Annotated in this window: 13 protein-coding genes and 1 tRNA gene; 1 reads left to right on the forward strand and 13 read right to left on the reverse strand. The window is 51.3% G+C overall.

Annotation, left to right across the window (positions count from 1 at the left end):
- Position 1 precedes the first annotated feature (1 nt).
- On the reverse strand, positions 2-595 hold the full coding sequence (locus ACYIA1_RS22545) for a TetR/AcrR family transcriptional regulator (RefSeq protein ID WP_005855975.1): 594 nt from the start codon (positions 593-595) through the stop codon (positions 2-4).
- Between the two features lie 150 nt (positions 596-745).
- Here ACYIA1_RS22545 and ACYIA1_RS22550 point away from each other — a divergent pair.
- Positions 746-817, forward strand: a tRNA-Met gene (locus tag ACYIA1_RS22550).
- A gap of 196 nt (positions 818-1013) precedes the next feature.
- Here the strand turns inward: ACYIA1_RS22550 and ACYIA1_RS22555 are convergent.
- The 12 genes from ACYIA1_RS22555 to ACYIA1_RS22610 form a co-directional block, all read right to left on the reverse strand.
- Positions 1014-2873 carry a serine hydrolase domain-containing protein gene (locus tag ACYIA1_RS22555; protein ID WP_158532790.1) on the reverse strand — a complete coding sequence of 620 codons (1860 nt, stop codon included), beginning with the start codon at positions 2871-2873 and terminating at the stop codon, positions 1014-1016.
- 27 nt (positions 2874-2900) lie between these two features.
- Positions 2901-3314 carry a PaaI family thioesterase gene (locus ACYIA1_RS22560; protein WP_005855973.1) on the reverse strand — a complete coding sequence of 138 codons (414 nt, stop codon included), beginning with the start codon at positions 3312-3314 and terminating at the stop codon, positions 2901-2903.
- A gap of 10 nt (positions 3315-3324) precedes the next feature.
- Positions 3325-3891: a xanthine phosphoribosyltransferase gene (gene xpt, locus ACYIA1_RS22565; protein WP_005855972.1), complete on the reverse strand. Its 567-nt coding sequence runs from the start codon at positions 3889-3891 to the stop codon at positions 3325-3327.
- A gap of 6 nt (positions 3892-3897) precedes the next feature.
- Entirely contained in the window at positions 3898-5223 is a 1326-nt protein-coding gene (locus ACYIA1_RS22570; RefSeq protein ID WP_347144209.1) for a nucleobase:cation symporter-2 family protein, read from the reverse strand.
- An 8-nt stretch (positions 5224-5231) separates the two neighbouring features.
- Complete coding sequence (locus ACYIA1_RS22575) at positions 5232-7118, reverse strand: endonuclease/exonuclease/phosphatase family protein (RefSeq protein WP_480336428.1); 1887 nt, start codon at positions 7116-7118, stop codon at positions 5232-5234.
- Positions 7119-7132: 14 nt separating this feature from the next.
- Positions 7133-8155 (reverse strand): threonine aldolase family protein, encoded by a 1023-nt coding sequence (locus ACYIA1_RS22580; protein ID WP_005868076.1) that lies wholly within the window; start codon positions 8153-8155, stop codon positions 7133-7135.
- A gap of 76 nt (positions 8156-8231) precedes the next feature.
- A complete protein-coding gene (locus tag ACYIA1_RS22585; RefSeq protein ID WP_230327958.1) occupies positions 8232-8390 on the reverse strand; it encodes a hypothetical protein in 159 nt (52 codons plus the stop codon).
- A 138-nt stretch (positions 8391-8528) separates the two neighbouring features.
- Positions 8529-8765, reverse strand: coding sequence for a hypothetical protein (locus tag ACYIA1_RS22590; protein WP_005868073.1), 237 nt, complete (start codon positions 8763-8765; stop codon positions 8529-8531).
- 68 nt (positions 8766-8833) lie between these two features.
- The gene (locus tag ACYIA1_RS22595; protein ID WP_122144637.1) at positions 8834-10516 is read right to left on the reverse strand and encodes a hypothetical protein; all 1683 of its coding nucleotides are present in this window, start codon (positions 10514-10516) and stop codon (positions 8834-8836) included.
- A gap of 10 nt (positions 10517-10526) precedes the next feature.
- Positions 10527-11687, reverse strand: a complete 1161-nt coding sequence (locus tag ACYIA1_RS22600) for a DUF4249 domain-containing protein (RefSeq protein WP_480336430.1) — start codon at positions 11685-11687, stop codon at positions 10527-10529.
- 12 nt (positions 11688-11699) lie between these two features.
- Complete coding sequence (locus ACYIA1_RS22605; RefSeq protein ID WP_480336432.1) at positions 11700-14453, reverse strand: TonB-dependent receptor; 2754 nt, start codon at positions 14451-14453, stop codon at positions 11700-11702.
- Positions 14450-15142 carry a hypothetical protein gene (locus tag ACYIA1_RS22610; protein ID WP_427824777.1) on the reverse strand — a complete coding sequence of 231 codons (693 nt, stop codon included), beginning with the start codon at positions 15140-15142 and terminating at the stop codon, positions 14450-14452. Before ACYIA1_RS22610 ends, ACYIA1_RS22605 begins: the two co-directional genes overlap by 4 nt.
- Positions 15143-15150 lie beyond the last annotated feature (8 nt).

Below are 15150 nucleotides of genomic sequence, written 5' to 3' on the forward strand. Positions count from 1 at the left end.
TTTACTTAATCTTTATTCCGTTGAATATTAAATTCATCACATTGTCTCTACGTTTAATCCGCTGGCTGATATTATCACCCATGATCCCCCGGATATAGGGCACCTCCAGCCCTTTCAAGGCATGATGGAGCACGAGGGCGGTAATGTCCGTGTCCGGCATGCTGAATATACCCTCCTTCACGCCATCGTCCAATATTCCCTTTATGATCTCCACTTCCCGAAGGTCGAAGCTCTTACGTACCTTCTCCACCCGCCATATATCACGGAAGAAGGTAGCCCGCAACGTACCGTTCCGAAACACCAACGCCTTTACAGCGTCCAAGCGGCTATAGATAAACGTCAGCAGCTTCTCGTCCGCCGGCAGATCCTTACTGGCCACGTCCACCAGCATCTTATGAAGCTGGTCCAGCTCCGACTCCACTACCGCCAAATAGATCTCGTTCTTGCTTTTGAAATACGTATAAAGCGTACGTCTCCCCTTACGAGATGCCTGTGCAATATCGTTCATCGTTGTGTTATCAACCCCCATGCGGGCAAACAATTGTCTGGCCACATCCACCAACATGTCACGTGTTTTAGAAACTGTCATCGGCATTGTATTGCACATTTTGATTAAAACTGTGCGCAAAGTACTTAAAAAAGATCGTATCTACCAAGTATATTAAAAAAAACTTGCAATAAATTTGTTTTGTAAGAAAATATCCCTACCTTTGCACTCGCAATCAAGAAATGATAGCAACTATATCGCGGAGTGGAGCAGTGGTAGCTCGTTGGGCTCATAACCCAAAGGTCGTAAGTTCGAGTCTTGCCTCCGCAACTAAAAAAGCCTTCTGGTCATAGACCAGAAGGCTTTTCTTTTTTTGTAACCCAATGGTTTACGGGGTGGGAATCATTGAGTTTTTCCCGTAATCCATTGACTTACATACCGTAAACCATTCGCTTACGCCCAACAAGTCACATAGGCTTACGTCCGGGGCCTCTTATTGGTTTCCCGGACGTAGGGCCTACAGTTCCTATCTCAAGGCAGGCAAGATATATTTCCATATCAAGTTGATCTCGGCCTGCATATCGCCGATATTCGCGGTCATGGCGATTACCGCATCTTGCTCGGGCAATATAATAATGTATTGTCCATTGGCTCCATCGGCACGAACGGCGTTATGGCGGCAACGCCACATCTGGTAACCGTAGCCTTGTAACCAGTCGCTATCTTTCGGCTTCATCTTCAAGTTCTCCGGTCTCATACCGGCGGGCAAAGAGGCTATCTTGGAGGTGGTGGCTTCCTCTATCCAGCTTTCGGGGAGCAATTGCTTATCGTTCCATTTTCCCTTTTGCAGGAAAAACTGACCCATTTTCGCTAGATCCTCGGTCTTGAGATACAAACCCCAACCACCGCAATTGACGCCTTGGGGACTCTCTTCCCAAGTAGCGCCGACGATACCCAGCGGACGGAACAGACGGGGATAGAGATAATTGATCACCTTCTCCCCCGTCACCTTCTGGATGATAGCGGAAAGCATATACGTGCCGAGGCTGTTGTATACGAAATAGGTTCCCGGTTTATGTACCAACGGCGCCGAGAGGAAGAGCTTTGCCCAATCGGCCTTCTCGTTCCCCTTCTGCCGTACTAAAGCGGTGGGATCGACATCATGGCCGGAGGACATGGTCAATAGGTGACGTATCTCCAGCTCTTTCAAGCAAGGGCTTACCTCGGCCGGTAATTGGTCGGGGAAGAAGGAGATCACCTTGTCCGTGACCTTCAATTTACCCTCCGCGACGGCGAAACCGATAGCCGTAGCCGTAAAGGTCTTGCTAACGGAGTTCAAGACGTGCGGCGTATGGCGGTCGCCCTCACCCAGCCATTGCTCCTTTACGACCTTTCCATGCTGGAGGATCATGATACTATGCAAGTCTTGATCCGCCTTTTTCACCGCCCGCAGATAATTGCCAAACGCCTTATCCAAGGCTTTCGAGGCTTCCGCACGAGGGAGTTCCTTGGTCAGGTCGTTATAGCTGATCAAGTCTATGTTCTTATCCTTCAAGGCTTGCTTCACCTTCGGACTGGTAAAAAGATCGGTCACGCCTTGACGGTCCATCGCCACGTTCTCGTAGCCGATATGCCCGACGGTTTTCATCTCCTCGTTATCCAAGGCCGGGTGATCCAAGAACATATAGCGTTTACCGGGTTCCAGCTTATCCAACATCCGGATGAAACTGGCCTCCTTCTCGGCCGGGGTCTTGGAGGCTCCATCATACCCGGAATAGGTGAAATCGTATTCCTGCATCGCCTCTACCCGATCCACGACCGGCAGATGATATTCCTCGGACAAGCGGCGCATCAGCTTCACCACCTCCGGATCGAAACCGGTCGATCCCATATGGCCGGAGATATGGCTGATCTGGGGAATGTTCTTCAAGGCCATCTCTATCTGGGCCCGGGCCTCCTGCTCGATCTCGGCCAAGCTCCATGTATTCTCCAGAATGGCCAGACCCGGGTAGGCGGGATTCGGAGACATCATCGGCAAGAAATAGCCATTGCTATCGGTCAAGCTGGGACAATGCGTCAGCGGACGCCATTTCACGTTATCCCATTCGCTGGTCAGCGTCAGGTGAAGCCCGACATCTATCCCCGGGTTCTCCCTCAACAGTCGGGCGGCCTCGGGGAACCACGAGGTGACAACCATAACCTCTATACAGGTCTCCACCCCATTCTTATACCCTTCCATACACGCTATATTGGCGGAACGGAACGACCCCATGTCATCCGCACGGATGATCAGGCGGGGATTCGTGGCAGGCTGGCTGAATGCCGGCCACGTAGCGGCGAACAACAGGCAGCCGCAAAGGATTCTTTTTACATTTGAAGTCTTCATGATATTGATAAATAAGTAACATCTTTTCTATACTTGGGGATGGACCACACAAAAGGTGCCGGAAGATTTGCTCACCAACTTATCGTCGCAATAAATCTCGCACTCACAAAAATGTATATTCCGTCCCGCCTTGATCACGGTACCCTTGGCGATCAGCTCATTACCCCAAGCGGCCCGTAAGAAAGACATTTTCAACTCTGCCGTCAGCACGTCTTTCTCCAGCGGGGTCATCGTATAGGCGGCGAAACCGGCGATCGTATCCGCCAAAGCAGCCAAGACACCCCCATGCGTCACGCCGCTATATTGTCTCTGCTCGTCATGCAAGGGCATATGCGCCTCCACACGACCTTCCTCGATAACCGTGAAGTCGATCCCCAGAAAATTCACATAAGGATTCGTCTTCGCACGGTTAATCAACTTTTCTTTTATTCTCTCATCCATATCTTTTCTATTAACGAACCGTTATCTTACAATCATCCAGATTATCGATAATGGCGAGGCTCTCCACACGTATGCCCTTTTCACGCAGCAGATTCCCGCCATCTTGAAACGCCTTCTCTATAATAAAACCCATACCCTCAATCACGGCTCCCGATTGCTCCGCCAACTCGACCATTCCCATGGCGGCGTTTCCGTAAGCCAAGAAATCATCGATAAACAGGATATGATCCTCCGGGGTTAAGAAGTTATTGCTGATACATACCGTATAGTCACGATCCTTCGTGAAGGAATGGACCACGGTAGAGAGCATGTTCTCCATCGTCTTCGGTTTCTTCTTCTTTACGAAGACCACCGGCAACTGCATGATATAACCCACCATAATGGCCGGGGCGATACCGCTCGCCTCGATGGTCACGATCTTGTTTATCTTACGATCTTGAAAACGACGGATAAATTCCTCGGCGATCTTATACATCAACATCGGGTCCATTTGATGGTTGATAAAACTATCCACTTTAAGGATACCGCCGGGATAACAGCGGCCGTCTTGCAAGATGCGTTGCTTCAATAATTCCATAATTTGTTATTCTGTTTGATCTTCTTTTACACGTATAAATAAATTCGCCAGAATGGCCGTCAAGCCACCCGTCGTTATGCCGGAGGAGAAAATGCCACGGATCACTTGAGGAGCGGCCCCTAGAATATCCGGCATCAGCTCCACCCCCAACCCCAAGGACAAACTAACCGCCAACACCAACGTGGCCTTCCGGTTGATATCTTGGGCGGCGATAATACGGATACCTGCTGCCGCCACCGTACCGAACATCAGCAGGGTAGCCCCTCCCAGCACCGGATCGGGCATCAAGGAGAAGATAACGCCGACAACCGGGAATAAACCCAACAGGATCAGCATACCCGCTATATAATACCCTACGTACCGGCTGGCGACTCCCGTCAGCTGGATAATCCCGTTATTTTGGGCGAAGATAGAGTTCGGGAAAGAGTTGAAAATTCCGGAGATAAACGAGTTCACCCCATCCGCCAACACCCCACCGGAGACTCGCCTCAGGTAGCCTTCTCCCACGATCGATTTCCCCGATATCATCGAGTTGGCCGTAATATCCCCCGTAGCCTCGATCGCCGTGATCAGATAGATCAATGCGATCGCCACGAATGAAGAGATATTAAAATCCAATCCATATTTGAAAGGAACCGGGATATTAAACCCTCTCAGGTTTTGCAAGGAGACAGCCTCCATATCCACCATCCCCATGGCGAAAGCGATCGCGTAACCGATACACAACCCTAGCACGATGGAACTCATCCGCAAGTACTTGTTCTTACAACGATTGAAGAACAAGACACTCAACAAGACGCACACAGCTACCCCGATATTACGCAAACTACCGAACGTACCGTTATCCATAGCCGTATACCCACCACCGCAAGCGACCACTCCTACCTTGATCAAGCTCAAGCCGATGAGCAACACCACGATACCCGATACCAAGGGAGTAATCACCGAGCGCAGATACTTAAAAGTACGGCTCACGATCATCTCTACCGGAGAGGCGGCGATACAAACGCCGAAAATAAGGGGAAGCCCTCCCGCCAAACCAGCCGTGATAATCGGGCCGATAAACGAGAAGCTGGTTCCTTGGATACATAGCAGCCCCGCCCCGACCGGTCCTAATTTACGACATTGAACGAATGTGGATACCCCGGAGGCGAATAGGGCCATGGAAACCAAGAAACCGGTCGTCTCCAGATCCAGTTTCAGCGCCCCGGCGATAATCAAGGGAGGTGTTATGATCGCCACGAAAATAGCCAGCAGATGCTGGATGGCGGCAAAAAGCGTCTCTTTCAAAGGCGGACGGTCATCGATCCCGTAAATCAAATCCGTATTCATCCTGTCTCTTATAGTTTCAAGTCTAATAAGGTCTCCCCTTTTGCGTTCAACACTCGCAGACTCATCTCGTCTCCTTTCTTCCGCAATACCATCACCGTAGCCGAATCGAGCTTATAACCCCCGCCTACGATCACCGGGAAGTTGTTTCCCAACGAGTCTTTCGGGTGGAAGGCGTATTGATGCGTATGGGCGGATATATTCACGTTGAAAGGGGCTTTCGCCAACAGGCTTCCCCAAAGCTCCGGACAAGGCTCATAGGCATCCCCGTTTCCGTAGATAGGGATATGGTTCAATAAAACCCGCTTCGAGGCTTGCTTAAACTCCTTGCCGCTCAATTCTTTCGAGAGGAAATTCACTTGATCTTTCCGGAGACCGGTGAAATCGTTCAGGCCATAATACACCCATGTGCTATCCGGTTTATCCTCGCCGCAATCCAGCATGACGAAACGGGTATCTCCCCAGTTGAACGCCCCATACGTCTTATCGCCCACATAGTCAAACAAGGCACGCAGGCCGATCGAGTAAGCGTTGCGTATCTCGTGGTTGCCTCTAAGGAAGAAAGCGGGTACATGACTGGCGCCCACCTTCCCGCATAAATAAGCCAAATGATACAAAGCTTCTTTCTCATTGGCGGGATCGTCTATACAATCCCCGTTAAATACCACGAAATCATAAGGGATATCACGCACTTGCCCGTATAAGGCGTCTAGGGTCGGGATATGCTTATGCAGGTCGTTAAAGATCAAGGCCGTGAAATCCTTTTGGGATGCGGAAGGGAGCGTGAAGGTGTAGAACGGGGATACCGCCGTCTCGCCAAACTCTTTCTTATAGGCTTGGTAAAGCATGATTTCCTGCGAGCATACCCGGTAGTAATAGGTTTGCCCCGGTCGTAGGTCCGTCAGCCGGATCTTATTATGCAAGCCGTTGCATATCACTTGACCGTCCACGATGGTGCGGGCCTTCTTCAAATTCAGCGTGTCCGTACCGTATTCTACCCAACTATACGTAGGGACATGGGTCTGCCACATCACCGTTATGCCGCCCTCCGTAGGATTTTGCAGATAGGGTGCCGCATAAAAGATCTCTTCCGGCTTAGCCTTCAGACGAACCTCCGTTACGACCGGGCGATGATCCGATGCCACCGCCTCTTCGGGAACCCATGCGGACAAACGGGTAAAGGGCTGTCCATTCTTTACATAGCCCGCTATATAGTCCAAACAGCTATCCGGCGTGGAAGCCGGGAAGGTAGCCTGTTTAGGATTGCTCAACAGTAGAAAATCCTTGCTGATTTCCGTGATAAAGGGGGAATGCGCCGTAGCGTTCCAATCCCCGGCGATAAACAGGGGTTTATGCGCGAAAGCGGCTTCCCGCCGAAGGATCGGCAAGGAGAGCATCCGGTCTTCCGGCGTCAAGGAAAGGTGCGTGCAGCAGAAGATATATCTCTCAAACTCGACCCATAGCAAGACCCGTTCCTCCTCCCGTCCGGGAAGGGCGATATAGCGGTAGCTCACCGGCTTCTCCTTGCTCAGCATACCTACTCCGTATTTACCGCCATCAAAGTCGATGGCCGGGGCGTAGGTAGGGAACATCAGGGTGCGTTCTCCCAGTGTCCGGAGCACGTCGATCCCGCCGCTTCTTCCGGTCACGCTATCTACCTCCTGTACGGCGACTACATCGGGGGCTACCTTACGTATAGCCTCCGCTATACGCCCGAGGTCCGTCACCTCATCCATGCCCCTTCCGTTGCGGATATTATAGCTCATGATACGCAACGTATTCCGCTCGGCATCGCCGCTTTGCTGTGCCAATGCCTTATTTATGGGCAAACATCCGATCATAACGATCGCCCAAATAAACCATTTCCTCATAGGATTCGATCTAATGTTTATATTCATTTTATATCTATACCTTAACCGAATATCTCTTTCAATGACTGCTCGAACTCAGCGATATCCTCGCCGGAAGTATCCCAAGAGGTAACGAGACGGGCCTCGTTGATCTCCTCGTTCCACATATAGAAGAAATATTTATCTTGCAACTTCCTCAACGCCTCGGCAGGGATCGTGAAGAAGAGCTGGTTGGACTCGATCTTCTGCGTAAAATGAATCTCCGGGTATTGTCGTAGCACGTCCGCTAGCTTGGCGGCACTGATATTCGCTTTCATGGCGTTCTCCAACCAGAGGTTATTTTCCAGATAAGGGATGAACTGGGCGGAGAGATAACGTAGCTTCGAGGCTAGCTGAGCGGATTGCTTCCGGTAAAATCGCAGGTTCTCCGTGATCTCCGGGCGGAACGAGACCACGGCCTCTCCCATCATCATACCGTTTTTCGTGCCTCCGAAGCTCAAGATATCCACGCCTGCGTCTACGGTCACTTGGCGCATCGTGCAATTCAGGTAAGCGCAGGCGTTCGCCAAGCGGGCTCCGTCCATATGCAGATACATATCGTACGAATGTAAGAGATCGGCGATCGCTTTCACTTCCTCTATCGTATAGATCGTACCTAATTCCGATACTTGGGAGATATAAACGGCCTTGGGTTGCGAATGGTGGCAAACCCCGAAGTTCTTCAGATGGGGACGGATCAATTCCGGTGTCAGCTTACCGTCCGTCGTAGGGATCGTGACGATGGCGCAACCGGTCATCCGTGCGGGGGCTCCACATTCGTCTACGTTGATATGGGCGGTCTCGGCGCACAGGATGCTATTAAACGGACGGGTTACGGCTTGCAGGGCCACGGAGTTCGCCCCCGTCCCGTTAAACACGAAAAAAGGAGAAGCATCCTTGCCGAACACTTCTTGTATCTTACTCGTAGCGGCCTCTGTCCAAGGATCATCACCATATCCAACCGCATGATTATCATTTGCCTTGATGATCGCATCCATTACCCGGGGATGCACGCCGGAATTGTTGTCACTAGCGAAACTTCTCATCTTCAAATCTGATTTTTCGCCAAAAGTACGGATTTAAGATGAGAATGAGGATATCTTGAATTGTTTTTATTTCATATCAACGACGTTGACGGATGCACATCTCCAACCGCCCGGGACTTTGTCTGCAATCCCAAACAATCAAGACCTCTATTGTACAAGACTTGATTTCATAAAATAAGGCATAGTTACCAGATAGCACATAACGGATATTCTCATCCTCTGTCTTGATCCCCATACGAGGAGAAGACAAGGATTAAACGCATTATCGCCCTAAACTCTCCTAATAATTTAGTGCTGTACGTTTTACTCTTATTACGTTTATTATAATAGTCAAAAATTTCGGTCATATCATTCAAAGCTGATTGAGACCAAATCAACTTTCGTTTACCCATCGCTCCATATATCTATCCAGTCCTTCATCTTCAATAAAACGCCCCTCCGAGATATCTTCTCGCGCATGCTTTATGGCAACCTTTACTTCCGGCGAGAAGCGAAGGGCTTGCCTTTCCTCCATCCTATCAATCAAGCTCTTGATACGATGTAACAAATCATCATCATTTATGAGACTGAGCCGTTGTATCAATGATAATTTCAATTCCAATGTTCCCATAATCTTCAATCCGATTTAATTTCCCATAGTAAGGTTACAAAGATAAATAGAATAATCCATATCGCACGCTATTTTACCTGAAATTGTTCCGTCGCGTAGAGGGCCTCGCCGGTTTGGGTCAGGCCTTCGATGGTGATGGTGAAATCACCGGTCAGGTCGGAGGTGGTAAAGGGGATGGATATAGAGGACTCGCCGGCTGTCCGGATATCGGGTCGCCAAAGTAAGGTATGGCGGAAATCCGGAACAGGAGATCGCTTCTCGGCCTCTGTCCGGTAAGCGGGCATATAGAAGATGCGCTGGGCTTGCGTGCCCTCATAATCAAAGAACTGGGTGGAGTTATCGACTACCAGACCCGGGTAATTATGCTCATAAGAGGAGAAGGAGGCGATACCGTCGAATATCTGCCCACCGAATACGTACTTACCTTTATACACATCGATCTTCCGGATTTTTAGGGGATCGTACTTAAAAATGATCTCGTGATCGGTGATAGGGATACCATCCAATAAAACCAATGAGTTACCGATCGTATACCCGATCCGCTCCTCGGTCAGGACCGCCAACCGGCGAACCCCATCCATCTTACGGAAGCGGAGGCCGGGGATAAACTCGATCACGACTTCCTCCATCGTCGTGAAACGGGTGTACTCATCCAAAAGATAACTCCAATCCGGTTGCCACTGGAACCAAGGCTTCTCCGCTTTTTCCCGAACCAAGGAATCAGACCGGTAAGCATGCAACACCTGTAGCCCCACGCTCCGCTTCACCAACTCATCTTGCCAAGCGGGATTCAATCTCAAGGCGGGAAGTTCCTTCTCCGGATGCGTAGCGTAAGGAGATTCGATGTCCACCCGGTAGCGAGAGGAGGAAGGGGATAAAGCCACCGTCACGATCTCGTGCGTCCCGGATATGTGTTTCGTAAAGAAAGTCACCTCCCCGGCAGCGCCCAGTTGCCCCCCGAAAAGGCGGATCTCCCCCCCGGAAAAGCCCAATAAAGGCCTCACCGCCTCCTTAGACGAAGGTTCGCCCGTAGACAGATCGATCACTTTCCCCGTCAGGATCGGCCCCTCGTATTCCGCCAAGAATTTACGATCGGCAGGCGATGATCCCGTAGTAGGCATGCTTTGTTTCCAATCAACGATACCGCTCCGGGCGGAAGGTTTATACAAGTCAATCCCGGCGATAGAGACCGATAGGGTCTGTAGATCCGGGGGCAGGCCGTTTATCCGGATCTCCCCCCCTGAACGGGTATCATAGGTCATACGGTCCGGCGATACGGAAACCGGGCCCTCTCGCCTCGTAAAAGAGTAAGCGGGCAATAAAGTATCCGTCAGCAGGGCCTCATTCGTCACGAAGGTGTTCACCACCGTCAGCGGCTTCTCAAAGAAGACCTCCTCCCCCTCGTTCCGCATATAACGGGTATAGGCCACCAGCCGATAGTTTCCGGTCGGCAAGGTAGACGGCAATTGCAGGCAACCATTCCCTACCCCCTTCTCCAGCACGAGTCGGGCTTGCACGACCGCCGAGGCGCTATCCAGAAGCTCCACATACCCGACCTTGCTCACGTCGGACAACCGTTGGTCCAAATCCGTGGCAATGAATTTCATCCATACAAGCTCGCCCGACAGATAAAATTGCTTATCCGTTTGCAGATAAACCCGCTCTCGCAATTCCCCTGCGAGAACCGTTTGCCCCGCCCATAAGAGGCAGAGGAGCGACAAGATACATTGTTTTATCATAGACTTCTCCATAGCAACTAAATTATAAATGACTGGTAGGCCACCAAGAGGGCTTCTGTTTCGAACCAAAACGGCCGCAATCCATACAACGTTTCAGCGCATACGTATTACTCGCCGCATTCATCGGATTATAGGAAACATATCCATAATCCGGATTATTATCATATTCCGATCCCTGTACGATCGTGCTTGCGCAGCCCGTAACCTCGGCCTCATATACCTTCTCTATCTCCGGAAAGAAACGCTTGAGGCGAGTCACTGTCGCTACTTCCACGAAACCGATCACCGGAACCTCCGGGTCCGTCACGCAGCGGATATTCCCTTTCATCTCGGAAGAAATAGGGGCAAACAAGCTACCAGACTCCTCTATGTTCTTCTGCAAATTAAAATAGTAGTCGTAAGCCTCCCGGTGCAACGCATATTGTTCCACCTCCGCATGATACAACATCGAGAAACGGCGATCGCTGGGATGATACGAGGCGATACTTTTGTTAGCGATCACGTTCTGCGTCAGCCTATCGGAACTGCCTAGGGAGATCACCTTCGAGCTGTCCTTCCCCCAGCAATAATACCAATTATTCGATGTAAGTAAATCATATATTACGACCGTATTACCCATTTTCTCGGCAGCCATGAAGATCTCCGCCTTCACCTCCCAATTCTCCTTATACATCCAGCGGAAATAAGAGGATCGATCCGGGGCATTATGCGTAGACACACAGAGACGGACCTCCTCTCCCGGCCCCTTCTTCAGCAAGGAGAGAGAGTCGATCGGAGGCGTTATCTCCGGTCCCAGATAGTCCGACTCATACTCCAGCCCATCCAGCGAGATATGTAGCCGGTACCGGCTACCCGGGTCCAGCTCTCCCATATCCACCTTATACTCTCCCTTCCCGGAAGAATTAGCGCAAGTGAAAACAGCTCCATCCTCACGCTCCACCACCACCTTGGCGTTATTCACGAACTCATCCTCCGTGAAATCGTCGGTCAGGCCCACGCTTCTTCGGAGCTTTATCGTAGTCTCGCCATTCGTGATGATACCATCCACGACCAACAAATCCCGTACCTGCTCCAAGCCCTTCGGCTCGTAATCCGTGACACAGGCGGACAATAACAACAGCAAAGCCCCCAGCCACCAATGAAAGCCTTTTATAGAATCTTTTATCTTCGCTTCTTTCCTCATCTCAACTCCCCCCTAAAATTTAATATTATAAGAGACAAACGGGATAGGCACCCCGAATATCGCCATCTTATATCCCTTTAATTTCCCGTTCTCCGATATATAATACACCGAGTAGGCGTTCTTTCGCCCCGTCAGGTTATAGACTCCGAAAGAGATCGTGCTATGCGTGAGCAACGTCAGGTGGTGGCTCGGCTCGATGTTGAACGAGGCGTCCATCCGGAAAAAGTCCGGGATGCGGTATTGATTACGGTCCGAATAGTAGACAAACTCACCGCCCCCGTAATGATACTTCGATACCGGCAAGGTGATCGGCCGTCCCGTGCTATAGTCGCAATTCAGCGAGAAGCTGAAACGATGCGTGAACTTATAGTTACCCACGAACTTCAAGTCGTGCGGCTTATCGAAATCGGCGGCGTACCAATCCCCATTGTTCACGGGATTCACGATCATCGGATCGTTCTGCCGCAGTTGCGTGCGAGAGTAGGTATAGCTTACCCAGCCGTTCAACTTCCCTTGCGTTTTCTTCACCATCAGCTCCACGCCATAGGCACGCCCCTCGGTCCTCAGCACGTCCGTCTCGATGTGGTGGTTCATCAGCAGCTCGGCGCCGTTCCGGTAATCTAGGTAATCCTTCATCGTCTTGTAATATCCCTCCAAGGAGACCTCGATCGTATTGTTCAAGAAATTCCGGTATAGCCCGGCGGCCACTTGCATACCCGTCTGCGGCTTGATGTTAGCGTCGCTCAACTTCCACGTATCCGTGGGCGACATGATCGTCGTATTGGATAGCTTATGGATATTCTGGCGCATCGTATTAAAGCCGGCCTTCACGGAGAAGTCCTCGGTAAAGGCATAACGGGCGGACACCCGGAACTCCGGCCCGTGGTAAGTCTTGAACGCCCCGGTCTTATCCACCGTACCCGTCACGGTAGCCAAGGAAGGCAGTTGGTCGTCGGCATAGAGATTATAGGTACGGGGCCCCAATACGTTAAACATGGAATAACGGACCCCCACGTTCAAGGAGAGTTGGGAGGTGATATCCCAACGATCGCCCACATAGATAGCGGACTCCACCGCTTTCTCCTTCTCCATCCGGTCCTCCTTCACCAACGACTCCCCTCCATAGGGAAGGTATTTCCCCGGCTCCAAGTCGTAAAACAGCGAGCTGGCACCGAAATCCAGCGTATGCTTATCGCTTAGGTAATGCGTGAAGTCCATCTTCCCGTACATCTGGTCGATACGGAAAGCGAGGGAATAAGCATTCACCGGGTTATCCGTATTACGGGTATTGTAGCCATAATGGTCGTAGCCGGCAGTGAGGACTCCCGTGAAACGATCCGAGAAGATATGCCTCCATTTCACCGAGGTGTTGGCATTCTCGTAGGCATACCGCTCATCCACGTTAAAGCGGAAACGGTCGTGGCTATAGTAGCCATTCAGATAGAGGTTGTTCCGCTCGTCGAACTTATGGTTAATCGTGGCGTTCAGGTCGTAAAAACCGGCGTTGCCATCCTTATAGCCGCTCTTCTCGGGGAGTTTCTTCAAGATCCAGTCCGAGTAAGTGGTACGTCCGCCCACGATAAAGGAGGTCTTCTCGGAGAAGAGAGGCCCCTCCAAGGTAAGGCGGCTGGTCAGCAAGCCGATGCTCGCCGATCCCTTGAACTCCTTCTTGTTACCCTCCCGGCTGTTGATGTCGAGTACCGAGGAGATACGTCCGCCATACTTGGCGGGGATGCTGCTCTTGTACAGCTCCATGTCCTTCACCACGTCGGGGTTGAAGACGGAGAAGAAGCCGAACAGGTGGGTCGGGTTATAGACCGTCCCGTCGTTGAAGAGGATCAAGTTCTGGTCCGTCGCCCCGCCCCTCACGTTAAAGCCGCTAGAGGCCTCGCCCACCGCCTTCACGCCGGGGAGCGACATGACTACCTTCATGATATCCACCTCACCGAACGCCATCGGGATATTCTTTATATCCTTCACCTTCAGGCGTTCCACGCCCATCGTCGTATTCCGCACGTTGGCGATCTTCTCGGAGGAGATCGTGACCTCCTTCAAGGTGTAGACCTGTTCCTCCAGCTCGATATCCAGCTTGCCGTCGGAATGGAGCATGATCTGCCGCCGGGTGTCCTTCATGCCCATGCCTTGTATGTACAGCTCGTGTCGTCCGGGAGGGAGGCGCAGCGTATAATAGCCGTAAGCGTCGGTAGTAGCCCCGATCATCGGGTCCTTCACGAACACGGCCACGCCCACCATCGGCTCACCGGTCTTGAAATCGCTGATATTACCGGTCACCGTGACCCGGTCCGCCGCCTTGCCCGAGGCGTCGCCGATCTCGTAGACCTTGTTCTCCGAGGTAGCCTTCTGCTGCTTCCGGCCCGCCATCAGGGAGATACCGGAGCCTTCCTCGTCGCCATCGCCCTCTCTCCGCTTCTCCCGCAGGAAGAAGTTCTCGGGCAGGGAGGTCATCAAGGTGTTATCTCTCAATACAAAGAAGGCGCCGCCATACGAGGATACTTGGAAGGGAGTCCCCTCCAACGCACGCCGCAACGCCACCAAGGGCTCTTCCTTCTCACTGTGTACGCTAACGACCATGGAGTCCGTCTCCAAGGGTTGCCGGTAGACGGGCTGTCCGGTCTGCCGCTCGATAGCGTCGAACACGACATTTAAGGTTACTTGCCGGAAATCCAGATCGACCGTCCGCTGCGCCCTCGCCGTCCAGCCGGACAGCAGGCACATTACCATACCGATATATAGGCTCTTTCTCATGGGATCTCGTTTAACTGTTCATACTGTCTCACCACGGCTACGATGGCTTCCTCGGGAGCGTGCTTGAAATCCAGCTTTCGCCGCTTGATATACCGGGCCAGCTCTTTTTTCTTGGACTTGAGGACCTTCAACACGGAGCCTTTGCTCCTCACGGTATAGTAAACACCCTCCTTCCGGATATAATATTTTACGGACTGATCGAAGGATTCATCGACCTGCATATCTTTTATCGTTTTAGATAATATACAAGACCATTTCCCCAGCACGGTACACTTCCCTTCATACAACCGTAGGTAATAACCTTCCGGCAAGTTGCCCGACCGCTCGTCCGGATACCTGTAGAAGATATCGTACCCATGAAACTCTGCGTAGTCTACCCGATCGCTCGGCAAGACGATATTATAGCGATTGTCCGGAGAGAACAGTAATAACTCATTCTTGTACAGGTCTAAGCGCATTTTCACGCCCTTGTAGAGAATGCCTTCGAAGCTAAGATCCCCGGGTACGTATTTCTCGCTCTTCAAATAGGGGTGATTTCTTATCGAGGTGGGATATTTTAATTGCTCCTTCCCATGGTAGATCACGGATTGGCCGGCGGCGGAAGAGACATAGTCATCCACCGCATCTTGTGCCCTAGCCGTAACGATAGCCAACGCACATACGCATAAAAACCCCAGAAGCTTTCTCATAAGATACA

Source organism: Parabacteroides sp. KHUB-02 (genome assembly GCF_056640955.1).

Bases quoted from the DNA above. Each gene is read 5' to 3' on its own strand.
- ACYIA1_RS22560 (WP_005855973.1), bottom strand. From the start codon at position 3,314: ATGGATGAGAGAATAAAAGAAAAGTTGATTAACCGTGCGAAGACGAAT.
- xpt (WP_005855972.1), bottom strand. From the start codon at position 3,891: ATGGAATTATTGAAGCAACGCATCTTGCAAGACGGCCGCTGTTATCCC.
- ACYIA1_RS22600 (WP_480336430.1), bottom strand. From the start codon at position 11,687: ATGAGGAAAGAAGCGAAGATAAAAGATTCTATAAAAGGCTTTCATTGG.
- ACYIA1_RS22595 (WP_122144637.1), bottom strand. From the start codon at position 10,516: ATGGAGAAGTCTATGATAAAACAATGTATCTTGTCGCTCCTCTGCCTC.
- ACYIA1_RS22570 (WP_347144209.1), bottom strand. From the start codon at position 5,223: ATGAATACGGATTTGATTTACGGGATCGATGACCGTCCGCCTTTGAAA.
- ACYIA1_RS22585 (WP_230327958.1), bottom strand. From the start codon at position 8,390: ATGGGGATCAAGACAGAGGATGAGAATATCCGTTATGTGCTATCTGGT.
- ACYIA1_RS22555 (WP_158532790.1), bottom strand. From the start codon at position 2,873: ATGAAGACTTCAAATGTAAAAAGAATCCTTTGCGGCTGCCTGTTGTTC.
- ACYIA1_RS22610 (WP_427824777.1), bottom strand. From the start codon at position 15,142: ATGAGAAAGCTTCTGGGGTTTTTATGCGTATGTGCGTTGGCTATCGTT.
- ACYIA1_RS22605 (WP_480336432.1), bottom strand. From the start codon at position 14,453: ATGAGAAAGAGCCTATATATCGGTATGGTAATGTGCCTGCTGTCCGGC.
- ACYIA1_RS22590 (WP_005868073.1), bottom strand. From the start codon at position 8,765: ATGGGAACATTGGAATTGAAATTATCATTGATACAACGGCTCAGTCTC.
- ACYIA1_RS22545 (WP_005855975.1), bottom strand. From the start codon at position 595: ATGCCGATGACAGTTTCTAAAACACGTGACATGTTGGTGGATGTGGCC.
- ACYIA1_RS22580 (WP_005868076.1), bottom strand. From the start codon at position 8,155: ATGAGAAGTTTCGCTAGTGACAACAATTCCGGCGTGCATCCCCGGGTA.
- ACYIA1_RS22575 (WP_480336428.1), bottom strand. From the start codon at position 7,118: ATGAATATAAACATTAGATCGAATCCTATGAGGAAATGGTTTATTTGG.